We start from the raw sequence: 21,197 nt of genomic DNA, 5'->3' as shown, positions 1-21,197 counted from the left end.
TTAACAAGGGGCCCTTCCTTTCAAGCGGTCACTTCATCTTGGTGCCGGTGGAGCGCAGCGCCTCGCAGGCCTCCACGACGCGGGCGGCCATGCCGGCCTCGGCGGCCTTGCCCCAGACGCGCGGGTCGTACATCTTCTTGTTGCCGACCTCGCCGTCGACCTTCAGCACACCGTCGTAGTTACGGAACATGTGGTCCGCCACCGGCCGGCTGAAGCAGTACTGGGTGTCGGTGTCGATGTTCATCTTCACCACGCCGTAGTCCAGCGCCTCGCGGATCTCCGACAGCAGGGAGCCGGAACCGCCGTGGAAGACCAGGCTGAGCGGCTTCTCCTTGCCGTACTTGGCGCCGACGGCCACCTGGATTTCGTGCAGCACCGCGGGGCGGAGCTTGACATTGCCCGGCTTGTAGACGCCGTGCACGTTGCCGAAGGTCAGCGCCGCCATGTAGCGGCCCTTCTCGCCGAGGCCGAGCGCGTCGACCATGGCCAGGCCGTCCTCGACGGTGGTGTAGAGCTTCTCGTTGATGGCGTTCTCGACGCCGTCCTCCTCGCCGCCGACGACGCCGACCTCGATCTCGAGGACGATCTTGCCCTTGGCGGCCTCGGTGAGGAGCTGCTCGGCGATCTCCAGGTTCTCCGCCACCGGCACGGCCGAGCCGTCCCACATGTGCGACTGGAACAGCGGCTCCTCGCCGTTCTTGACCCGCTCCTGGGAGATGGCCATCAGCGGCCGGACGAACTTGTCCAGCTTGTCCTTCGGGCAGTGGTCGGTGTGCAGCGCGATGTTGACCGGGTAGTTCTTCGCCACCTCGTGGGCGTACTTGGCGAACGCGACGGAACCGGTGACCATGTCCTTGACCGACGGTCCGGACAGGTAGTCCGCGCCACCGGTGGAGACCTGGATGATGCCGTCGCTCTCCGCGTCGGCGAAGCCCTTGAGCGCCGCGTTCAGCGTCTGCGAGGAGGTCACGTTGATCGCGGGGTACGCGTACCGGCCGGCCTTGGCCCGGTCCAACATCTCCGCGTAAGCCTCGGGGGAAGCGATGGGCATGTCGAACGCTCCTTACTTACCGCTCTCGGCCGTGCAGGCCGCTGTCTTCCTTGGTGCGCCGGACCGCGCTGTCCACCGCCGGCAGTATCCCGTAGAAGGCGGCGACGGGCACAACCGACCCGGGAACGCCCTCACCGGGCCTCCCGCCGGTCCGGCACCACGACGCTGATCAGCCAGGTCACCACGGCCATCACGATCGCGCCCCAGAAGGCGGCCCAGAAGCCGTCCACCTGGAACGGCAGCTGCAGTTGCCGGGCGATCCAGCCGGTGAACAGGAACAGCAGGGCGTTGACCACGAGCGCGAAGAGACCGAGGGTGAGCAGGTAGAACACGCAGCCGAGCAGCCTGATGACCGGCTTGAGCACGGCGTTGACCACACCGAAGATGAACGCCACCACGAGCAGGGTGACCGCCGTGTCCGTAGTGTTACGGCCAGTCACCTCCACTCCAGGCACGATCACGGTGGTGATCCACAGCGCGATCGCGGTGATCGCCAGTCGGATCAGGAAGCGCACCTCACCATCCTGGCACGGGCATCGCGCGGGGAGGGACAATCCGCCGACTCCGCCGGGTGGCGTCGCCCGGCGTGGCCAGCGGATCCGGACCGCCGGGCCCACGCCGTTGGGCCCGGCACCGAGCGGCGACCGGAACCAGCCCGTACGGTGTGGTGGTGACCGTCCGTACCGAGATCCAGGGAGGGACGATGGGTCAGCCCGACGAGGACTTCGCCCCGAGCGACCACCTCGCTCCGGAGGAGCGGGACCTGGAGGCGGAGCCGGCCGACGCCGTCGAGCAGGCGGCGGTGATCAACCCTGAGGACGGGGAGACCGAGCCGCACCGCGGCCTGGAGGTCGGCGACTGGGACGCGATGGAACAGGCCCGGGTGGTCGTCGCCGACGAGGACGACTACCGCTGACGCCGTTTTTGGACGGCAGGCACGCCCACCCAAGGCATGCCGCGCTCGGCGTACGCGGCCCGGCCGGTCACGCGGGGCGGCGCCCCCGGTCAGCGGATCGGGGTGACCCGGTCCGGGTTCGCCGCCGCCCACTCGGCCAACCGGTCCTCCCGGAATGCGGCGAGGAAGGCCGGGGCGGTCTTCGGGTCCGCACGCAGCCGCCAGGTGGGGCCCTCGCCCTCCAACACCTCAACCGGCAGGCTGAGCCCGACCGGCTCGACCGAGGCCAACTCCGGGACCACCCGCAGCAGGTCCAGCACCGAGTCGCCGGCCACGGTCAGCTCCGGGCCCACCTCGGCGATGAGGCGGGAGAGCCGCAACGGGTCGCGCAACACGTCCTGCGCTTCGGCCCGCCGGACCAGGCCGGCGGCGAAGCGCTGGGCGTTGCGGTCCCGGTCCAGACCACCGTCGGACAGCCCCCGTCGCTGTCGCAACAGGTCGACCGAGGCGGCTCCGTCGAGGCGCTGGCAGCCGGCCGGGAAGACCCGGCGGGTGTGGGCGGACGTGATCTTCTGCGGCAGGCAGAGCTCCACCCCGCCCAGCACGTCGGTCACCTTCCGCAACGCCGGGTAGGTCAGCACGGCACCGCCGTCGAGGCGTACGCCGGTCAGACCGGTGACGGTCCGTCCGATCAGGTCGTAGCCCCGGCTCAGGTCGGCGGGGCCGGACCCGGCGCCGTGGTAGAAGGCGGCGTTGAGCTTGTCCTGGTGCAGCCCGGGGATGTCGACCTCCAGGTCGCGCGGGAGCGAGACCAGGTACGGCCGGCTGCGGTCGGCGGGAATGTGCACGACCAGCACCGAGTCGGCCAGCGGTGAGCGCTGATCCGACGTCGAGTCGATGCCGACCAACAGCACGTTCAGCGCGCCGGTGGGCGTCGCCGACGACGACGGTTCGCCCAGCAGCTGCGGGGTCTCCGGGGACGACGGCGCGATCGCCGTGAAGCCGGCCAGCGCGGCGGCGACCAGCGCCAACGCCGTACCACCGAGCCGGAGCCGGAAGCGGCGGCGCCGGCGGCGGCCCACGGTCCGTTCGATGGCGGTCCGGACCGGACCGGTGGGCGGGGTCAGCGCCTCCAGCCGCGCGAAGGCGGCCCGCAGGTCATTCTCGATCATGAGCAGACCTCCACGTACTCGGCTCGCAGGGTGGCCAGCGCCCGGGAAATGCAGGACCGGACCGTGCCGACGGCGCAGCCGAGGATCTCCGCGATCTCGGCGTCCGGCAGGTCCTCGTAGTAGCGGAGCACCAGAGCGGCGCGCTGCCGGCGAGGCAGCCGGGACAGCGAGGACCACAACTCGTCCCGGTCCACCGCGGACTGGGCGTGGTCGGTCTGCGCGGGCACCTCGTCCGGTTCGCCACGGAGCAGCACCCGGCGCGCCCACGAGCCGCGCCGCCAGTCGATGAACTGGTTGGTGAGCATCCGGCGGACGTACCGTTCCGGCACGTCGCTGCGGGCCACCCGCCGCCAGTTCAGCTGGACCCTGACCATGGTCTCCTGCACCAGGTCCTGCGCCTGGTGGGGATCCCCGGTCAGCATGACCGCGTACCGCAGCAGGGCGCTCAGCCGGGTGTCGGCGAACTCCTCGTACGTCACTGCACCTCCCGCTGTCCCGCCCTGTTGACGGGTCTGGGACAGCCGAGGATTGCACTACCGGGAAATCAACGCCGCCTCCGCCACCCCCGCCGCTGCGGCCGACTCGGCCGTCAAGCCGGGCCGGTACATGAACGACACGACCATCGCCGCCGGCGGCGCGGGCACGGTGAAGCCCACCGGCAAGCCGGGCGCCGACGCGTACCGGTGCTTCAGGCGAACCCGTCCGGAAAACCGGACGACGCATGATCGACGCGACTGACACCATCTACGGGTGCTGCTGACCCTGACCACGACCCACCGTCCCGCGACCGACCTCGGCCACCTCCTCGTCAAGCACCCGGAGCGCGTGCAGAGCTTCGGCCTGCCGGCGGGCACCGCGCACGTGCTCTACCCCGAGGCGGACGAGCAGCGGTGCACGGCGGCGCTGCTGGTCGAGGTGGACCCGTTCAAGCTGGGCGGCGGTCGGGGCCGCAGGCAGGCGGCCACCCCGGACAGCTTCACCCTCGGGCAGTACGTCAACGACCGCCCGTACGCCGCGTCCAGCCTGCTCTCCTCCGCACTCGCCAAGGTGTTCCGGTCGGCGCTGCGCGGGGAGTCCCGCGACCGGCCGGAGCTGGCCGCCACCCCGATCCCGCTGGAGGTAAGGGTGCCGGTGCTGCGCTGCCGGGGCGGTGCCGAGCTGGCCGTACGGCTCTTCGCCCCGCTGGGCTGGGCGGTGACCGCCACCCCGATCCCGCTCGACGAGGCGTACCCGGAGTGGGGCGACAGCCGCTACGTCGACCTGACGCTCACCGGCGCGCTGCGGGTCGCCGACGCGCTCAACCACCTGTACGTGCTGCTGCCCGTGCTGGACGACGCCAAGCACTACTGGGTGGCGCCGGACGAGGTGGACAAGCTGCTCCGGGCCGGGGCCGGCTGGCTCGCCGACCACCCGGAGCGGTCCCTGATCACCCGCCGCTACCTGGCGCACAGTCGGGCCCTCGCGGGAGAGGCGCTGGCCCGCCTGGCCGAACTGCGGCTGGCCGACGAGGCACCCGTCGACGACACCGTCGACCCGGTCGGACCGGCGGAGGAGCCGGATCGGAAGCGCGCCTCACTGGCGCTACGCCGGCGCGAGGCGGTGCTGGCCGCGCTGCGCGACCAGGGGGCGTCCCGGGTGCTGGACCTGGGCTGCGGTGGCGGGGCGTTGCTCGCCGCGCTGGTCGCCGACCGGCGGTTCACCGAGATCGTCGGCACCGACGTGTCCAGTCAGGCGCTCACCCTGGCCGCTCGACGGCTGCGGCTGGACCGGCTGCCGGAGCGGCAGCGGGACCGGATCAAGCTGTGGCAGTCGGCGCTGACCTACCGGGACGACCGGCTGCGCGGGTACGACGCGGCGGTGCTCATGGAGGTGATCGAGCATCTCGACCCACCGCGCCTGCCGGCGCTGGAGGACGCGGTCTTCGGGCACGTCCGGCCGGGAACGGTCGTGGTGACCACCCCGAACGTCGAGTACAACGTCCGCTACGAGGGGTTGGGCACGGGCCGGTTCCGGCACGCCGACCACCGGTTCGAGTGGACCCGGGCCGAGTTCGCCGCCTGGGTCGACCGGGTGGCGGTGGCCCACGGCTACGCCGCCACCCTCGGCGGGGTCGGCGACGACGACCCCGAGGTGGGCAGTCCCACGCAGCTCGCGGTTTTCACCAGAACGGAAGAAGCGGCCCGGAAGGAGGAGATCCGCGCATGACCAGCCTGGACATTCCCGAGCTGGCGCTGGTGGCGCTGATCGGCGTCTCCGGTTCCGGCAAGTCCACCTTCGCCAGCCGGCACTTCGCGCCCACTCAGGTGCTCTCCTCGGACACCTTCCGGGGCCTGGTGGCCGACGACGAGAACGACCAGTCCGCCTCCGGCGACGCGTTCGACGCGCTGCACCACGTCGCGGGGCTCCGGCTGCGCCGGGGCCGGCTCACCGTGGTCGACGCGACCAACCTCCAGCCGCACGCCCGGGCCGGCCTGGTGAAGGTGGCCCGCGAGCACGACGTGCTGCCGGTGGCGATCGTGCTGGACGTGCCGGAGGCGCTGGCCTGGGAGCGTACGCAGGGCCGGGCCGACCGGACGCACGGCCGGCAGGTGCTCACCCGGATGCAGCGGAACCTGCGGCAGTCGTACGGGCGGCTGGCCCGGGAGGGCTTCCGCAAGGTGCACGTGCTGCGCGGGCTCGAGGAGATCGACGCCGCCGAGATCCGCTACGAGAAGCTCTTCAACGACCGGCGCGAGCTGACCGGGCCGTTCGACATCGTCGGCGACGTGCACGGCTGCCGGGAGGAGCTGGAGGCGCTGCTGCTCCGGCTGGGCTACGCGCTGCGCCGCGATGACACGGGCCGCCCGGTGGACGCCGTGCACCCCGCCGGGCGTACCCCGGTATTCGTCGGTGACCTGGTGGACCGCGGCCCGGACTCCCCCGGCGTGCTCCGCCTGGTGATGGGCATGGTGTCGGCCGGCCACGCGATCTGCGTGCCCGGCAACCACGAGCAGAAGCTGCTGCGCAAGCTGCGCGGCAGGGACGTGCGGCTCACCCACGGCCTGGCCGAGACGATGGCCCAGATGGAGTCGGAGCCTGCGGAGTTCGTCGCGGACGTGGCGACCTTCGTCGACGGTCTGGTCAGCCACTACGTGCTGGACGGCGGCCGGCTGGTGGTGGCGCACGCCGGCCTGAAGGAGGCGTACCAGGGCCGGGCGTCCGGCCGGGTCCGCGCCTTCGCGCTCTTCGGGGAGACCACCGGCGAGACCGACGAGTACGGCCTGCCGGTGCGCTACCCGTGGGCCCGCGACTACCGGGGCTCGGCCATGGTCGTGTACGGCCACACGCCCACGCCGGAGCCGGAATGGGTGAACAACACCATCTGCATCGACACCGGCTGCGTCTTCGGCGGCCGGCTCACCGCGCTGCGCTACCCGGAGAAGGAGCTGGTCTCGGTCCCGGCGGTGAAGGAGTGGTACGCGCCGGCCCGCCCGCTGGTCGCGCCCGGCGCGACCCGCCCGGACACCGTGCTGGACCTGGCCGACGTCACCGGGCGGCGGCACCTCACCCACGCGTACGGGTCGCTGACCGTGCCGGCGGAGAACGCCGCCGCTGCGCTGGAGGTGATGAGCCGGTACGCGGTCGACCCCGGCCGGCTGGTCTGGCTGCCGCCGACGATGGCGCCCTGCTCGACCTCGACCGTCGACGGTTTCCTGGAGCACCCGGAGCAGGCGTTCGCGGACTACCGCGCGGCCGGTGTCGAGCGGGTGGTCTGCGAGGAGAAGCACATGGGCTCGCGGGCCGTGGTGCTGGTGGAACGGGAGCCGGGTCGGTTCGACGGCGGGGTGGTGCACACCCGTACCGGCCGGCCGTTCTTCGGCCCGTCGCTCGACGACGAGCTGCTGGCCCGGGTGCGCGCGGCGGTCACCACCGCCGGCCTCTGGGCCGAGCTGGACACCGACTGGCTGCTGCTCGACGGTGAGCTGCTGCCCTGGTCGGCGAAGGCGGGCAGCCTGATCCGGGAGCAGTACGCGGGGGTGGGTGCCGCCGGCCGGGCGGCCCTGCCGGCGGTGCTCGCCGCGCTGGACATCGCCGCCGCACGAGGGCTGCCGGTGGCGGAGCTTCGCGGCCGGATGGCCGACCGGGAGTCCGAGGTGCGGGCGTACTCGGCGGCCTACCGGGCGTACGTCGGGCGCACCGACGGGCTGCGCGGGGTGACACTGGCGCCGTTCGCCGTGCTGGCCGGCTCCGGGGTGAGCTACGCCGACCGGGACCACGGCTGGCAGCTGGCGCTGGCCGACCGGCTCTGCGCGGCGGACCCGGAGTTCTTCACCGCGACCCGCCGGCAGGTCGTGGACCTGGCCGATGACGCGGCGGTCGCGGCGGCGACCGAGTGGTGGCTCGCGCTGACCGCGGCCGGCGGGGAGGGCATGGTGGTGAAGCCGTACGCCGGCCTGTCGGCCCGTTCACCGAAGGGTTCGCTGCTGCAACCGGGGATCAAGTGCCGGGGGCGGGAGTACCTGCGGATCATCTACGGCCCCGGCTACACCGATCCCGGGCAGCTCACCGCGCTGCGTAAGCGCTCGCTGGGGCGCAAGCGCGGGCTGGCCCTGAGCGAGCACGGTCTCGGCCTGGCCGCCCTGGACGCGCTCGCCGGGGACGCCCCGCTCTGGCGGCGGCACGAGCTGGTCTTCGCGATCCTGGCCTGCGAATCTGAGCCGGTCGACCCCCGGCTGTGACCGGTACGCCCGGTCCGGCGCGGTTCCGGACCGGGCTTGGGTACCCTTTGTGGCCGTGGACACAGCAGAGAAGACCCGGATGCTCTCCGAGAGTGTCGCCCTGAACCCGCTCGATCCGAAGGACCTGATCCACACCTTCGGGTTGGTCGGCGTCTGGGTGATCCTCTTCGCCGAGACCGGCCTGCTGGTCGGCTTCTTCTTCCCCGGTGACTCGCTGCTCTTCCTGGCGGGGGTGGCCGCGTCGCCGGTGGCGGATGCGATCTTCGGCGCCGGCACCCGGCTGAACCTGGTCGCCCTGCTGATCGGCGGGCCGCTCTGCGCGATCGCCGGTGCCCAGCTCGGCCACTGGCTCGGCGCCCGATACGGCCGGCGGATGTTCGACAAGCCCAACTCCCGCCTGTTCAAGCGGGAGTACGTGGAGAAGGCCGAGTACTACTTCCAGAAGTTCGGCCCGGCGAAGGCCGTGGTGCTGGCCCGCTTCATTCCGATCGTGCGGACCTTCCTCAACCCGGTGGCCGGCGTGCTCGGCATGCCGGCCCGGCAGTTCCTGCTCTGGAACGTCGTCGGCGCGTTCCTCTGGGTGGACGGCATCCTGCTGGTCGGCTACCTGCTGGCCGATCAGATCTACAACGCGATCGGCGACAAGATCGACCGGTACATCCTGCCGGTGGTCGCCCTGATCATCGTGATCTCGGTACTGCCGATCCTCGTCGAGTTCCTCCGGGACCGGCGTGCACGCAAGCGCGGCGAGTCGGTCTCGATGGTCGGCGCGGCCGACGCGATCGGGCGGGAGGCGGGGGACGACGACGACCCGCGGCTCGGCGGGCGCGGCCAGCACCGCCGCTGATTCACCGGCAACGCCGATGGCCGGTCCCCCTGGTGGGGGGCCGGCCATCGGCAAACAACCTGTCGACCTGCGGATGGCACCGATGACGGACAGCCGTCATCGTCCGGTGGTGACGCCACCCCTGGTACGCCACCCGTCGCCGCGCCCTAGGGACGCGGCTTCAACCATCCAGCTCGGACACGTCCGGTTTCAGCGGGCCTTCTTGGTGGCCCGCTTGCGCGGCGGGGTGAGCAGATCCGCGATCGTGGCGATCGCGGTCGGCACCAGCCGGTAGTACGCCCAGACACCGCGCTTCTCCCGCTCCAGCAAGCCGGCCTCGGTGAGGATACGCAGGTGGTGACTGACCGTCGGCTGAGAGAGGCCGAGCGGTGCGGTGAGGTCACACACGCACGCCTCTCCCTCGGGTGCCGACTGGATCAGGCTGAGCAGCCGCAGCCGGGCGGGGTCCGCGAGGGCCTTCAGCACCCCCGCGAGCCGCTCGGCATCGGCCCGTTCGATCGGCTCGCCGGCGAGCGGCGAGATCTGAGGCATGGTCATTTCAGCCAACGCAGTTCCCACGTATTCCATCCTTCCACCAGCAGCATCGATCCGCCTGCATATGAGCAAATCCGAATCGGCAAACTTTTACGCCACAAGGCCGAGGTCAGCCAACGTATAGGCCGCCCGATATGGCAGTCCGGCGGCTCGCACCGCGTCGCCGGCGCCTCGATCAACAATAACCGCCACTCCGACCACGTCGGCCCCGGCCTCACGCAATGCCTCGACCGCGGCCAACACACTGCCGCCGGTGGTCGAGGTGTCCTCGACCGCCAGGACCCGGCGACCTGCCACGTCCGGTCCCTCGACACGCCGCTGGAGACCGTGCGCCTTGCCTGCCTTGCGAACTACGAACGCGTCCAGCGGCCGTTCGGTTTCGGCCGCCGCGTGCAGCATCGCCACCGCGACCGGATCGGCCCCGAGGGTCAGCCCACCGACCGCGTCATATGCCCAGTCGGCGGTGAGGTCACACATCACCCGACCGACCAACGGTGCCGCGCGGTGATGCAGCGTGACACGACGTAGGTCGACATACCAGTCCGCCTCACGACCTGACGAGAGCACCACGCGTCCGTGGACCACAGCCAGGTCAGTGATGAATTTACGCAGGTCGTCGTGGTCCCCCATGGCGATAGAGGGTACTGCGCAACTCTGGGAGGCGTGTGTCGGGTCCTCCCGGGTCAACCCTGCGGGCGACCGAAGGGTGGCGATATCCGGCTACGCTGTGCAACCGTCCATCCGGGTCGCGCGTGCCGATGCCGTCGTCAGGGCACCCACCCGACCGCCCCGGGGTCAGTCGGCACCGCCCGCGGCCCGCCCCCTGGTGTCTCGCGAGACGCCGCGCAGCAGCCGGCGGGGTGCGTGCCGCAGGCCCGCCACGGCCAACTTGTACCTCCAGCTCGGCACGCTGACCAGTTTGCCTTTCCGCAGGTCACGCAGCCCTTCGTCGACCACATCGGCGGCCCGTAGCCACATCCAGTCCGGCGTACCGGACATGTCGATGCCGGCCCGCTCGTGGTAGCCGGTACGGGTGTAGCCGGGGCACAGCGCCATCACCCGCACACCCAGCGGCGCCACCGACTGGCCGATCGATTCACTGAAATTCGTGACCCACGCCTTGCTGGCCGAGTACGTCGAACCCGGCATCGGCACGCCGAAACCCGCGACGGAAGAGACATTTATCACTGCCCCTTCGCCGCGCCGGATCATCGGCCCCAGCGCCGCATGGGTCAGTTTCAGCACCGCCAGCACGTTCAGCCGAAGCAGCCGGGCCTCGTTCTGGACGGCCGACCGGACGAACGGGGTGTTGAGGCTGATCCCGGCGTTGTTCACCAGCATTCCGACCGGAGGCTCGGCGGCGAGCCGGCGCTCGACCGTGGCGCAGCCGTCGTCGGTGGACAGATCGGCGGAGATGGTCTCGATCCGGCGGTCATACCGGTCGGCCAGTTTGGCGGCGGTGGCATCGAGCCGGCCGGCGTCCCGGGCCACCAGGACCAGGTCCCACCCGTCCGCGGCGAGCCGACGGGCGAACGCCTCACCGATGCCGAGGCTGGCACCGGTGATCAAGGCACGACGCGAAGCGGGTCGCGTCGCGCCGGTCACGGACGGTCCTCGGAGGGTGGGGTCGACGTGGCGCCGGGCGGGCCGTAGAACGGCGGCGCCGAAGCGGCCGCCGGCGGACCGTAGCCCGGAGCGGCTCCGGCGCCGGTCGGCCCGGCCGGGGGCGTCGGCCCGGCAGGGGGCATGGGCCCGGCCGGGGGCGGCGCGGCGGGCGTGCCGCGGCGGAAGAACGCACCAGCCGCGGGGAGGACCAGCAGTACGGCGGCCAGCAGGTACCCGAGGAGCTGCGCCACCGACGCGGCCGCGTTCAGCGGGATCCACCAACCCGGATACGCGTCGCCGACGAGGGCGAGCAGATCGGCGGTGACCTGCTCCTCGGCACCGAGGCGCAGCGGTTCGGCTCGCTGACCGACCAGTATCGCCAGGCCGCAGCAGCCGCAGAACAGGCCCAGCCCCGAGACGACCCAGGTGGCCGTACGGGCGCCGGGGCGACCGGAGAGCAGGCCGAGGGCGAGCCCGACGAGCAGCAGCGCCATGAGCACGCCGAGCACGGCTGCCAGCGTGGTGGAGGCGCGCAGCAGCGACACGACGGTGTCGATCTCGCCGGCGCTGGCTCCGGTCCCGGACGCCGCCGTGCGGAACCGGTCCACCGTGCCACCCGTGATGATCAGGTTGGCGACCGCGTACGCCACGGCGCCGACCGCCATCAGCAGCAGCACCGCCGCGGCCGAGACGACCACCCCGGGGCGGCGGGGCGGTGCCTGAACGGGATACGACACGACAGATCCCTCCGGTAGGCGTCGGCTTGCAACCTACTCGGAGGGATCGTCGGCGTCGCTGTTATCGGAACGTCAGCTTCCCGAAGGCGGCTCGGGTTCGCGGCGTTCGCCAGGCCCCGGCTGACCGGGCTGACCACCGGCGGGCGGGTAGCCGGGAACCGGCGGCTGGCCCGGGGCGGACGGATAGCCCGGAGCAGGCGGCTGGCCCGGCGTCTGCGGGTAGCCCGGAGCAGGCGGGTAGCCCGGAGTCTGCGGGTAGCCGGGCGCCGGCGGGTAGCCGGGGTAGGTGCCGCCGGGCACCGGCGGCTCCCAGGTCGGCTGCGGCTTGCGGAAGAACTCGTTCGACTTCGGCAGGGCCAGCAGGATCAGGGCAACCAGCAGGGACAGCAGGGAAAGCAGGCTGATCGCGGTGGTGAGCGGGCCGTACCAGGACGGCAGGGCGTCCTCCAACCGGCGCTGGATCTCCTGGCTGCTCGGCATGTCGCCGCTGGTCGAGCCGCTGGTCGTCAGTCCGCCGGACGCGTTGCTCACCAGGCCGAGGCCGGTGCAGCAGAAGAGGATGCCACCCAGCACCCAGGTGGTGATCCGGGAGCCGTTCTTCCCCTGGTTGTTCAGCAGGGCAAGGACAACGAGCCCGATCGCGATCAGCAGCGAGATCACGGCGCCGGCGACGGCGGCCACGGCGGCGAAGTCAGCCGCCTGCTCGGCGGCGGTGCCCCGGTACGCGTCCCGCAGCACCTCCCGCATCGTGCCGATGATGGACAGCGTCAGGATCAGATTCACCACCTGGATGGCGGCGACGAGGATGAGCAGCCAGCTGGACGACGTCACCACGCCCGGACGGACGCGGCGCGGCGGCCCCGAGGTATCGACCATGATTCTCCTTCCCTAGATCACACGACCACCGTAGCCAGCGCGGTCGAGGTGGGCACGGCACGAGAGCCGGACCCGCCGCGCGGCCCGACGGAGGGCACCCCTTCGCAGAACACGTGGACACTCTGCCGGTTGAGCGACGCTCAGGCCACCTGCTCCGGGCCGCCCTGCGGATGGATCATCACCTCGGCAGGGTGCAACCTCTCGCCGAGCGCGACCTGCCAGCCGGCCTCCCCGTACGCCTCGAAGGAGAGCCGGGCCCCGCCGGGCGCCTGATAGTCGTGGTAGCGCATGGTGCCGCGCGGATCGAGGCCGGTGCCCTCGGTGGCGGTGTAGCGCGCCTGGCCAGACTCGTCCCAGGCGTACCGGCGGCCGGCGACGTCCAGAGTGGGAGCGCCCGGGGTGACGGTGGCGGACGGCTCGGCGGTCCAGAGCACCAACTCCAGGTCCGGGTCCTCCTCGACGGAGAGCCAGCGCTTGACCCCGCCGGCATCGTCGATCAGGTGCTCGGCCCAGCTCCAGCCGCCCTCGACCAGGTGCACCGAGCCGCGGACGGTGTACGAAACCTGGCGGATCTCCACGGTGTCGCCAGGCTTGAGCCAGCGCGGGTCGCCGCGCCGGACGTCGGCGTCCCGGTCCCGGAACGGGGCACCGGCGGCCCGCGGGCGTGGTCCGGAGCGGGCCTTGCGCCGCCCAACCACGGCGATCACCACACCGGTCACTACGACCAGGCACCCCAGCGCCGCCACCAGGTACACCATCGAATTGTCCACAGACCGCCTCCCCACCTGCGTCGGCGGAGACTAACAACCCGGTTCGCCTCGCCAAACAGCTCCTCCGCTGAGTCCGCGGTCAGCTACCGGACGGGCCGTCAGCCGGGCCGGTGGATGGCCCGGCGGCACCCGGGCCGGCATCGTCCCTGGCCGGCTCCACGGACGGGCCGTCGCCCGGCGTCGGGTCCGCCGGGCCCGTGCCCGGCGTCGGGTCCGCTGGGCCGGTGCCCGGCGTCGGGTCCGCCGCGCCCGTGCCCGGCGTCGGGTCCGCTGGGCCCGTGCCCGGCGCGGCCCACGGGCTGGCGTGCTGGGTGGACGCCCAGGGGCCGGTGGGCGGGTATGCCAGGTGCAGGGCCGGGTCAGGGCAGAGCGGGTAGCCCGCCGGAGGCGGCATGACGGCCGACGGATAGCCCGACGCGGGATGACCCGGGTAGGCGGCGGCCGGGTAGCCCGGCGGGTATGCCGCCACGGGGTGGACCGGCGCATAGGCGGCGGGGTAGACCGGCCAGTAGCCGTACGGCACGGGCGGCACGGCGGCCGACGCGGGACGGAACCAGCGGCCGGATTCCGGGACCAGGAGCAGCACCACGACCGCCAGGGTGAGCGCCAGCACCAGCAACAGGCCGAGGCCGCCGACCGCCAAGAGTTCCCCCGGATCGCCTTGGTCGTAGAGGGCGTCGAGGAACTTCGACTGTTCCCAGTCGGTGCCCCCGGCCTCGGGGTCCAGCGTGGGGTCGAACTCGGGACCACCCATTGCCAGCATGAACGGGATCATCAGCAGGCCGCCGCCGCACTGCCCGAGGCAGAGCAGCAGTTGCGCCCCGGCCGCGACGAAGACCAGGATCCGGGCGGGATTGCTGCCCCTGCACAGGGGCAACGCGGTGGCGGCGAGCCAGGCCGCCAGCAGCAGCGCGGGGACACCGAGGGTCACGGCCGTGAAGACGTTGCCCGAGCGCTCGTCCGACACCTCCACCGGATCGGCGTCGGGGACCCGCCGCAGCGCCTCGTCGATCTGGCCGTTGTAGCGCACCGCCGCGAAGACCACGACGCCGACCAGGACGAGCAGAACGGCGACGATCGCGATCTGCAACCAGAAGGCGACCGTGACGACGGCGGGCCGGGCGGGCCGGACGGGAGCCGTGGGGGAGGTCATGGTTGGCAAGGTACGGGCCGACCGCCACCGCCGGCAGAGCCGATCGGATCGACCACCGTGCCGAGTGGATCACTCGTCGGCGAGCCGCTCCGCGGCGTACTCGCCCAGCGTGGTCTGGTCCATCAGGCAGCCGGTGAACGTGGTGAGTTCCCCGTCGTCGGCGCGCAGCCGGCTCCAGGCCGCCCGACCGGCTGCCCGGTCGACGGTGTCCAGCAACGCGGCGGCGTACGCCTTTCCGGCGGGTGATCCCTGCTCAAGCAGCCGGTCGACCTGCTGCCGGGCCTCCGCCGGATGCTCGTCCAGCGCCCGCTCCACCCGCTGGTACGCCTCCGTCGCGGGCAGCAGGGTGCCGGCGATCCCCACCCCGCCGAAGGCGAGCGTGTCCGCCGCCACCAGCTCCCGGACATCCGCGTCCAACTCCCGCTCCCAGTTCCCGATCTCCGCCATGCCCCATTCTTTCCCCACCGACGCCCGCCCCGATACCTCGACGGGTCCGGCCGGATCCGCGGGTGCGGATCCGGCCGGGTGGGCGGGAGTGGGTCAGGACGCGGTGACGGTGAGGGCTTCCTTGGTGTCGGCCAGGTCCACCCGGACCGTGTCGCCGTCGCGGATCTGGCCGGCGAGCAGGGCCTTGGCGAGCTGGTCGCCGATCGCCGACTGCACCAGCCGCCGCAGCGGGCGGGCACCGTAGACCGGGTCGTACCCGTACTCGGCGAGCCAGATCCGGGCGGTGTCGCTGACCACCAGTGCCAGACGGCGGTCGGCGAGACGGGCTCGCAACCGGTCGAGCTGGATGTCGACAATGGCCCGCAGGTCCTCGCCCTGGAGGGCGGCGAAGACCACGATGTCGTCGAGGCGGTTGAGGAACTCCGGCTTGAAATGCGACCGGACCACCGCGAGGACACCCTCCCGGCGCTCCTCCTCGGTCAACGTCAGCTCGCTGATCACCGACGAGCCCAGGTTCGAGGTGAGGATCAGGATCGCGTTGCGGAAGTCCACCGTACGGCCCTGGCCGTCGGTGAGCCGGCCGTCGTCGAGCACCTGGAGCAGCACGTCGAAGACGTCCGGGTGGGCCTTCTCCACCTCGTCCAGCAGGATCACCGAGTACGGCCGGCGGCGCACCGCCTCGGTGAGCTGGCCGCCCTCCTCGTAGCCGACGTAGCCGGGCGGGGCGCCGACCAGGCGGGCCACGGAGTGCTTCTCGCCGTACTCACTCATGTCGATGCGGACCATGGCCCGCTCATCGTCGAAGAGGAACCCGGCGAGCGCCTTGGCCAGCTCGGTCTTGCCGACGCCGGTGGGGCCGAGGAAGAGGAAGCTGCCGGTCGGGCGGTCCGGGTCGGCGACGCCGGCCCGGGCGCGGCGGACCGCGTCGGAGACGGCGGCGACCGCCTCGGACTGGCCGACCACCCGGGCGCCCAGCGAGTCCTCCATCCGGAGCAGCTTGGCGGTCTCGCCCTCCAGCAGCCGGCCGGCGGGGATGCCGGTCCAGGAGGCGACCACGGCGGCGATGTCGTCCGCGCCGACCTCCTCCTTCAGCATCGCGCCGTCGGCCTGGAGCCGGGCCAGTTCCTGCTCGGCCTGTTCCAGCTCGGTCTTCAGGGCGGGGATCCGGCCGTACCGCAGCTCGGCGGCGCGTTCCAGCTCGCCGTCGCGCTCGGCCCGCTCGGCCTCGCCGCCGAGCCGCTCCAGCTCCTCCTTCGCGGTGGAGAGCTTGGTGATGTGGCTCTTCTCCAACTGCCAGCGCTCGGAGAGCGCGGTGAGCTGTTCGCGCTTGTCGGCCAGCTCCCTGCGCAGCCGCTCCAGCCGCTCGGCGGAGGCGGCGTCCGGCTCCTTGGCCAGCGCCATCTCCTCGATCTCGAGCCGGCGTACCGCCCGCTCGATCTCGTCCACCTCGACCGGGCGGGAGTCGATCTCCATCCGCAGCCGGGACGCGGACTCGTCGACCAGGTCGATCGCCTTGTCCGGCAGGAACCGGTCGGTGATGTAGCGGTCGGACAGGGTGGCGGCGGCGACCAGCGCGGCGTCGGTGATCCGTACGCCGTGGTGCACCTCGTAGCGCTCCTTGAGGCCGCGCAGGATGCCGATGGTGTCCTCGATGGTCGGCTCGCCGACCAGCACCGGCTGGAAGCGGCGCTCCAGCGCCGGATCCTTCTCGATGTGCTCGCGGTATTCGTCGAGGGTGGTCGCGCCGACCATCCGCAGCTCGCCGCGGGCCAGCATCGGCTTGAGCATGTTGCCGGCGTCCATCGAGCCCTCGCTCTTGCCGGCGCCGACGACGGTGTGCAGCTCGTCGAGGAAGGTGATGACCTTGCCGTCGGAGTTCTTGATCTCCTCCAGCACCGACTTCAGCCGTTCCTCGAACTGGCCGCGGTACTGCGCGCCGGCCACCATCGCGCCGAGGTCGAGCGAGACCAGCTTCTTGTCGCGCAGCGACTCAGGCACGTCACCGGCGACGATCCGCTGGGCCAGGCCCTCGACGATGGCGGTCTTGCCGACACCCGGCTCACCGATCAGCACCGGGTTGTTCTTGGTACGCCGGGACAGCACCTGGATCACCCGGCGGATCTCGGAGTCCCGGCCGATGACCGGGTCGATCTTCCCCTCGCGGGCGCTGGCGGTCAGGTCCACGCCGTACTTGGCGAGGGCCTGATAGGTCTGCTCCGGGTCGGCGGTGGTGACCCGACGGTCCCCGCCGCGTACGGCCGGGAAGGCGGCGACCAGGTTCTCCTCGGTGGCGCCGGCGTTCCTGAGCGCGACGGAGACCGCGCCACCCACCCGGGCCAGCCCGGCGAGCAGGTGCTCGGTCGAGGTGTACTCGTCGCCCAGCGGCCGGGCGATCTGCTCGGCGGCGCCGATGGCGTTGACGAACTCGCGGGCCAGGGTGGGCTCGGCGATGCTGGAGCCGTGCGCGGCGGGCAGGGCGTCGACCGAGCGCTGGGCGACCCGGCGCAGCTCGGCGGGGTCGGCCCCGACGGCGCGCAGCAGGCCGGCGGCGGTCGAACCCTCGGTGTCCAGCAGCGACAGCAGCAGGTGCCAGGGCTCCACGGTGGCGTGGCCGCGCTGGTTCGCCAACGCGACGGCACCGGTGATGCTCTCGCGGCTCTTGGTGGTGAGGCGTTCCGTGTTCATGGGCTCCCCCGGATCGGCGTGTCCACTGGAACCGACACAACCAGAGTTGAGTCTATTCCGCTCAACCCTATCCCTGTGATGCCAGTCACCCTGGCCTGTCAGTCGCGGACCAGGACCACGCGGATCCACTGGCGGTTGCCGATCGGGCCGGCGGAGAGGACGACCTCGTCCGGGGCCTTGGCCACGAGCGTGCCGTCACCGAGCAGGTCAAGCTGATGCTCAGGGCCGACCGGCCAGCTCACCCGCTCGTACCGGCCGCCCACCACCACGCCGACGCCGTCCGGCCCGGTCACCGCCACCCGCCCGGCGTCGACCGGCGCCACCGAATACACCTGGTCCGGGTGACCGGCGGCTCGCATCAGCTGCCAGTTACCCCGATAAATCCAAAGCGCCGGAAAGCCCATCCCGTCCGGCCGCTTCCCGATCAACCAGATCTCACCGTCGGGCGCGGCCATCACCCGCAGCACGCCCACCTCGCCGTCGGGTGCCGGCACCGGGCTCCGCTCCCAACTCCGCCCCTGGTCCGTCGAGATCGCGGCGTACGGCCGCCCGTCGGCCGCACCGGCCGCCACCAGCATGCTTCTGGCCTCGCGCACCGTGTTCACGGTCGGCAGATCGGGCTGGACCGGCAACGGCTGCAGCCGACGACCGTCCCAGCGAGCCACCTTTCCGGCGTCCTCGGTCACCTGGAACCGGCCACCAGCACCCAACAGCACCGGCGGCGGCGCGACTCCCGGGTAGTGGGTGAACGTGACGCCGCCATCGGTCGAGGCGTACCAGCCGTACGGTTCGGCGGCCAGCACCAGCAGGCCCTTCGGGGCGTAGAGCTGCTGGTTCTCGGCGACCGACCGAGGGTGTCGCAACGCCTTCCAGGACCGGCCTCCGTCGTGGGTGGCGAAGAGCAGCGCCGGGCAGTTTCGGCCGGGTGGCCGGCCGTCACAGGTGGCGAAGAGGGCGTACGCCTGCTCGGCGTCGACGAACTCGATGGACGGCGGGTCGTACCGGTCGGGTACGGCGATCCGGACGATGCGGGACTCGTCGACGTCGGCGACCGCGGGCCGGGCCGAAGCGGTGGCGACCGCCCCGGGCGACGCGGACGCCCGGTCCGGCGGCGGACGCCGGACATCCCCGATCGAACAGGCCATCAGCAGCGGCATCGCCAGCAGCAGTGCCGTAACGTAGCCCGGTCTCCGGTGCACCACACCTCCAGTGCAAGGTAGCCTCGCCCGCGTGCGAGTACGTGTTGAACAGATTGACTTACCAGGGATCGGCGTACGTCACGATCTGGTAACGGAGTCCGGCCGCCGGCTCGGCGTGGTCTCCCACCGCAACGGCCGTCGCGACCTGGTCCTCTACGATCCAGACGATCCGGACTCATGCCAGGCAGACATCCCCCTGACCGACGACGAGGCGGAGGCGCTCGCCGACATCCTCGGCGCGTCCCTGATGCTCAGCCAACTCTCCGGGCTGCGCGAACAGGCTGCTGGGCTGCTCACCGAGCAGATCGCCATCCCCGCCGGCACCAAGTACGTCAACCGGCGACTCGGCGACACCCGCGCGCGTACCCGCACCGGGGCGTCCATCGTCGCGGTGCTGCGCCACGGCGACGTGATCGTCTCGCCGGACCCCACCTTCCGCTTCGCCGCGGGTGACGTGGTGGTCGTGGTCGGCACCCGGCAGGGCCTCGACGGGGTGAGCGCGATCCTCGCCGAAGCAGACCCGGACGGCTGAGGCGCGGATGCACGAAACCACGACTCTGCTCGTCGAGGTCGGCGCGCTGCTGCTCCTGCTCGGCCTGCTCGGCCGACTCAGCCGCCGGTTCGGCGTCTCACCCATCCCCCTCTATCTACTCGCCGGACTCGCCTTCGGCACCGGCGGCATCCTCCCACTCAACGCCAGCGAGGAGTTCTTCGCCGTCGGCGCGGAGATCGGCGTGATCCTGCTGCTGGTCATGCTCGGCTTGGAATACAGCGCCGGCGAACTGGTGGGCAACCTCCGTGCCGCGGCCCCCGCCGGCCTGATCGACGCGGTGCTCAACGCGCTGCCCGGCTTCGCCTTCGCGCTGATCCTCGGCTGGGGCTGGCTCGCCGCCGTGGTGCTCGCCGGCGTCACCTGGGTCTCCTCGTCCGGGGTGATCGCCAAGGTGCTCGGCGACCTCGGCCGGGTCGGTAACCGGGAAACGCCGGTGATCCTCTCCGTCCTGGTGATCGAGGACCTGGCGATGGCTCTCTACCTGCCGCTGCTCACCGCGCTGCTCGCCGGGATCGGCGTGATCAAGGGCGGCCTGGCGCTCGGCGTCGCGGTGTTCACCGTGGTCGCCGTGCTGTTCGTCGCCATCCGGTACGGCCACCTGATCTCCACGGCGCTCTCCGCGAAGGACCCGGAGGCGCTGCTGCTCGGGGTGCTCGGCCTGACCCTGCTGGTCGCCGGCCTCGCGGCCAAGCTCCAGGTTTCCGCGGCGGTCGGGGCGTTCCTGGTCGGCATCGCCCTCTCCGGGCCGGTGGCACACCACGCCACCGAGTTGCTGTCGCCACTGCGGGATCTCTTCGCGGCGGTCTTCTTCGTGTTCTTCGGGCTGGTCACCGACCCGAGGGACATGCCCCCGGTGCTGCTGCCGGCGCTGGCGTTGGCCGTGGTGACCATGGGCACGAAGCTGCTCACCGGTTACCTGGCCGCCCGGCGGGCCGGGATCGCCGAGCCCGGTCGATGGCGGGCCGGTTTCGCGCTCACCCCGCGCGGCGAGTTCTCCATCGTCATCGCGGGGCTCGCCGTCGCCGCCGCACAGCCGGTGGAACCCAGGCTGGCGGGGCTCGCCACGGCGTACGTGCTGATCACCGTGGTGGCCGGGCCGCTGCTGGCCCGACTGCCGGACATGCCCTGGTTCAAGCAGTGGTTGCGCCGGCGTGCCGCCGCCAGGCCCCCCGCACCGGTGCCGGCAACCGACTGAGTGCGTCGGGCCGGGTCGGCCTAATGGTCGACCCGGCCCGGCCAACGGTTGCCGAATTGATTCCGGGAAGGTCTACCGCCGGTACGCGGAACAGCGTTACCGTTTCGCCCCAGCAGCCAGGTTCCGCGGGTGGCCGGTGCCCCCGCCGCCGGAGACGGAAGGTTGGCCGGTGAGCGTGCAGGAGGGGACGTTCCGCGGCTTCGCCAATCCGGTCGATCCGTCGCCGGCCGAGCTGCGCGCCTGGGCCTATCAGCCCAACTCCGTGCCGCTCACCTCGATGCCCCCGGACTGGGACCTGCTGGTCTCCGGTGACCACTTGGTGGGGACGCTCTTCGAGTTGGCCATGGACACGGCCTGCCCGGCCCGCCGGTTCGCCCTGCACTGCCTCTACATCTACGCCGCCGACGGCATCCGGACGAACTTCCGGGCCCACCCGAAGCGCCGCTTCCGGAAGCTGGTCGAGCAGGCCGAGCGAGCTGGCGACGGGCTGATGCGCAACTGGGCACACAACAGCCGGGTGCTGCTCGCCCGCCCGGACCTCTTCGTCTACCGCGACTGGTGCGAGGGCGGCCTGGTCCGAGAGAACCGCCGGCTGTAGCGCCGAACGGGCCAGGACCCCCTCACGGCATCACCGCGTCCCGGCCCACACGTCACCGACGGACGAACGGGCCAGGACCCCCTCACGGCATCACCGCGTCCCGGCCCACACGTCACCGACGGACGAACGGGCCAGGACCCCCTCACGGCATCACCGCGTCCC

Annotated in this window: 21 protein-coding genes and 1 pseudogene; 8 read left to right on the top strand and 14 right to left on the bottom strand. The window is 72.0% G+C overall.

Annotated features, from left to right (window positions below; genetic code table 11):
- Positions 1 to 28 precede the first annotated feature (28 nt).
- Positions 29 to 1,051: a class II fructose-bisphosphate aldolase gene (gene fbaA / locus ACIRG9_RS10650; protein WP_402853313.1), complete on the bottom strand. Its 1,023-nt coding sequence runs from the start codon at positions 1,049 to 1,051 to the stop codon at positions 29 to 31.
- Positions 1,052 to 1,182: 131 nt separating this feature from the next.
- The gene (locus ACIRG9_RS10645; RefSeq protein WP_402853311.1) at positions 1,183 to 1,566 is read right to left on the bottom strand and encodes a phage holin family protein; all 384 of its coding nucleotides are present in this window, start codon (positions 1,564 to 1,566) and stop codon (positions 1,183 to 1,185) included.
- Between the two features lie 188 nt (positions 1,567 to 1,754).
- Here ACIRG9_RS10645 and ACIRG9_RS10640 point away from each other — a divergent pair, with 188 nt between their 5' ends.
- Positions 1,755 to 1,967, top strand: a complete 213-nt coding sequence (locus ACIRG9_RS10640; protein ID WP_402854230.1) for a hypothetical protein — start codon at positions 1,755 to 1,757, stop codon at positions 1,965 to 1,967.
- An 89-nt stretch (positions 1,968 to 2,056) separates the two neighbouring features.
- Here ACIRG9_RS10640 and ACIRG9_RS10635 read toward each other — a convergent pair whose 3' ends face one another.
- Positions 2,057 to 3,118 carry an LCP family protein gene (locus tag ACIRG9_RS10635; protein WP_402853309.1) on the bottom strand — a complete coding sequence of 354 codons (1,062 nt, stop codon included), beginning with the start codon at positions 3,116 to 3,118 and terminating at the stop codon, positions 2,057 to 2,059.
- Positions 3,115 to 3,597: a SigE family RNA polymerase sigma factor gene (locus ACIRG9_RS10630; RefSeq protein WP_402853307.1), complete on the bottom strand. Its 483-nt coding sequence runs from the start codon at positions 3,595 to 3,597 to the stop codon at positions 3,115 to 3,117. Before ACIRG9_RS10630 ends, ACIRG9_RS10635 begins: the two co-directional genes overlap by 4 nt.
- Positions 3,598 to 3,724: 127 nt before the next feature.
- Here ACIRG9_RS10630 and ACIRG9_RS10625 point away from each other — a divergent pair, with 127 nt between their 5' ends.
- The 4 genes from ACIRG9_RS10625 (at position 3,725) to ACIRG9_RS10610 (ending at position 8,683) form a co-directional block, all read left to right on the top strand.
- Entirely contained in the window at positions 3,725 to 3,856 is a 132-nt protein-coding gene (locus tag ACIRG9_RS10625) for a hypothetical protein (RefSeq protein ID WP_402853306.1), read from the top strand.
- 12 nt (positions 3,857 to 3,868) lie between these two features.
- A complete protein-coding gene (locus ACIRG9_RS10620; RefSeq protein WP_402853304.1) occupies positions 3,869 to 5,323 on the top strand; it encodes a 3' terminal RNA ribose 2'-O-methyltransferase Hen1 in 1,455 nt (484 codons plus the stop codon).
- Positions 5,320 to 7,836, top strand: coding sequence for a polynucleotide kinase-phosphatase (locus ACIRG9_RS10615; protein ID WP_402853301.1), 2,517 nt, complete (start codon positions 5,320 to 5,322; stop codon positions 7,834 to 7,836). Before ACIRG9_RS10620 ends, ACIRG9_RS10615 begins: the two co-directional genes overlap by 4 nt.
- Before the next feature lie 79 nt (positions 7,837 to 7,915).
- A complete protein-coding gene (locus ACIRG9_RS10610) occupies positions 7,916 to 8,683 on the top strand; it encodes a DedA family protein (protein ID WP_402854227.1) in 768 nt (255 codons plus the stop codon).
- A gap of 189 nt (positions 8,684 to 8,872) precedes the next feature.
- On the opposite strand, the gene ACIRG9_RS10605 is transcribed toward ACIRG9_RS10610, so the two are convergent.
- The 10 genes and pseudogenes from ACIRG9_RS10605 to ACIRG9_RS10560 form a co-directional block, all read right to left on the bottom strand.
- Entirely contained in the window at positions 8,873 to 9,250 is a 378-nt protein-coding gene (locus tag ACIRG9_RS10605) for a helix-turn-helix transcriptional regulator (RefSeq protein ID WP_007073957.1), read from the bottom strand.
- A 57-nt stretch (positions 9,251 to 9,307) separates the two neighbouring features.
- A complete protein-coding gene (gene pyrE, locus ACIRG9_RS10600; RefSeq protein WP_402853297.1) occupies positions 9,308 to 9,847 on the bottom strand; it encodes an orotate phosphoribosyltransferase in 540 nt (179 codons plus the stop codon).
- A 165-nt stretch (positions 9,848 to 10,012) separates the two neighbouring features.
- Positions 10,013 to 10,822 carry an SDR family NAD(P)-dependent oxidoreductase gene (locus ACIRG9_RS10595; protein ID WP_402853294.1) on the bottom strand — a complete coding sequence of 270 codons (810 nt, stop codon included), beginning with the start codon at positions 10,820 to 10,822 and terminating at the stop codon, positions 10,013 to 10,015.
- Between the two features lie 143 nt (positions 10,823 to 10,965).
- Positions 10,966 to 11,559, bottom strand: a pseudogene (locus ACIRG9_RS10590) (hypothetical protein); the annotation flags it as partial.
- Between the two features lie 72 nt (positions 11,560 to 11,631).
- Complete coding sequence (locus ACIRG9_RS10585) at positions 11,632 to 12,435, bottom strand: hypothetical protein (protein ID WP_402853292.1); 804 nt, start codon at positions 12,433 to 12,435, stop codon at positions 11,632 to 11,634.
- 140 nt (positions 12,436 to 12,575) lie between these two features.
- Positions 12,576 to 13,205, bottom strand: a complete 630-nt coding sequence (locus ACIRG9_RS10580) for a DUF4178 domain-containing protein (RefSeq protein WP_402853289.1) — start codon at positions 13,203 to 13,205, stop codon at positions 12,576 to 12,578.
- A 79-nt stretch (positions 13,206 to 13,284) separates the two neighbouring features.
- Complete coding sequence (locus ACIRG9_RS10575; protein WP_402853287.1) at positions 13,285 to 14,358, bottom strand: hypothetical protein; 1,074 nt, start codon at positions 14,356 to 14,358, stop codon at positions 13,285 to 13,287.
- A 69-nt stretch (positions 14,359 to 14,427) separates the two neighbouring features.
- Positions 14,428 to 14,805 (bottom strand): hypothetical protein, encoded by a 378-nt coding sequence (locus ACIRG9_RS10570; protein ID WP_402853284.1) that lies wholly within the window; start codon positions 14,803 to 14,805, stop codon positions 14,428 to 14,430.
- Positions 14,806 to 14,898: 93 nt separating this feature from the next.
- Complete coding sequence (gene clpB, locus ACIRG9_RS10565; RefSeq protein WP_402853281.1) at positions 14,899 to 17,490, bottom strand: ATP-dependent chaperone ClpB; 2,592 nt, start codon at positions 17,488 to 17,490, stop codon at positions 14,899 to 14,901.
- A 98-nt stretch (positions 17,491 to 17,588) separates the two neighbouring features.
- Entirely contained in the window at positions 17,589 to 18,689 is a 1,101-nt protein-coding gene (locus tag ACIRG9_RS10560) for a hypothetical protein (RefSeq protein WP_402853279.1), read from the bottom strand.
- Positions 18,690 to 18,720: 31 nt separating this feature from the next.
- Between ACIRG9_RS10560 and ACIRG9_RS10555 the strand changes: the two genes are divergently transcribed.
- The 3 genes from ACIRG9_RS10555 to ACIRG9_RS10545 all read left to right on the top strand — a co-directional run bounded on the left by ACIRG9_RS10555 (position 18,721) and on the right by ACIRG9_RS10545 (position 21,035).
- A complete protein-coding gene (locus ACIRG9_RS10555; RefSeq protein ID WP_402853276.1) occupies positions 18,721 to 19,221 on the top strand; it encodes a cation:proton antiporter regulatory subunit in 501 nt (166 codons plus the stop codon).
- A 7-nt stretch (positions 19,222 to 19,228) separates the two neighbouring features.
- Positions 19,229 to 20,437 carry a cation:proton antiporter gene (locus ACIRG9_RS10550; protein ID WP_402853273.1) on the top strand — a complete coding sequence of 403 codons (1,209 nt, stop codon included), beginning with the start codon at positions 19,229 to 19,231 and terminating at the stop codon, positions 20,435 to 20,437.
- 169 nt (positions 20,438 to 20,606) lie between these two features.
- Entirely contained in the window at positions 20,607 to 21,035 is a 429-nt protein-coding gene (locus ACIRG9_RS10545; protein ID WP_402853271.1) for a hypothetical protein, read from the top strand.
- Positions 21,036 to 21,197 lie beyond the last annotated feature (162 nt).

The organism is Micromonospora sp. NPDC093277 (assembly GCF_044765245.1).
Taxonomy (GTDB): Bacteria; Actinomycetota; Actinomycetes; order Mycobacteriales; family Micromonosporaceae; genus Micromonospora.
This window is presented reverse-complemented; position numbering and strand designations above follow the sequence as displayed.

Bases quoted from the DNA above. Each gene is read 5' to 3' on its own strand.
- fbaA (WP_402853313.1), bottom strand. From the start codon at position 1,051: ATGCCCATCGCTTCCCCCGAGGCTTACGCGGAGATGTTGGACCGGGCC.
- ACIRG9_RS10640 (WP_402854230.1), top strand. From the start codon at position 1,755: ATGGGTCAGCCCGACGAGGACTTCGCCCCGAGCGACCACCTCGCTCCG.
- ACIRG9_RS10635 (WP_402853309.1), bottom strand. From the start codon at position 3,118: ATGATCGAGAATGACCTGCGGGCCGCCTTCGCGCGGCTGGAGGCGCTG.
- ACIRG9_RS10625 (WP_402853306.1), top strand. From the start codon at position 3,725: ATGAACGACACGACCATCGCCGCCGGCGGCGCGGGCACGGTGAAGCCC.
- ACIRG9_RS10615 (WP_402853301.1), top strand. From the start codon at position 5,320: ATGACCAGCCTGGACATTCCCGAGCTGGCGCTGGTGGCGCTGATCGGC.
- ACIRG9_RS10610 (WP_402854227.1), top strand. From the start codon at position 7,916: ATGCTCTCCGAGAGTGTCGCCCTGAACCCGCTCGATCCGAAGGACCTG.
- ACIRG9_RS10605 (WP_007073957.1), bottom strand. From the start codon at position 9,250: ATGGAATACGTGGGAACTGCGTTGGCTGAAATGACCATGCCTCAGATC.
- pyrE (WP_402853297.1), bottom strand. From the start codon at position 9,847: ATGGGGGACCACGACGACCTGCGTAAATTCATCACTGACCTGGCTGTG.
- ACIRG9_RS10585 (WP_402853292.1), bottom strand. From the start codon at position 12,435: ATGGTCGATACCTCGGGGCCGCCGCGCCGCGTCCGTCCGGGCGTGGTG.
- ACIRG9_RS10575 (WP_402853287.1), bottom strand. From the start codon at position 14,358: ATGACCTCCCCCACGGCTCCCGTCCGGCCCGCCCGGCCCGCCGTCGTC.
- ACIRG9_RS10570 (WP_402853284.1), bottom strand. From the start codon at position 14,805: ATGGCGGAGATCGGGAACTGGGAGCGGGAGTTGGACGCGGATGTCCGG.
- clpB (WP_402853281.1), bottom strand. From the start codon at position 17,490: ATGAACACGGAACGCCTCACCACCAAGAGCCGCGAGAGCATCACCGGT.
- ACIRG9_RS10550 (WP_402853273.1), top strand. From the start codon at position 19,229: ATGCACGAAACCACGACTCTGCTCGTCGAGGTCGGCGCGCTGCTGCTC.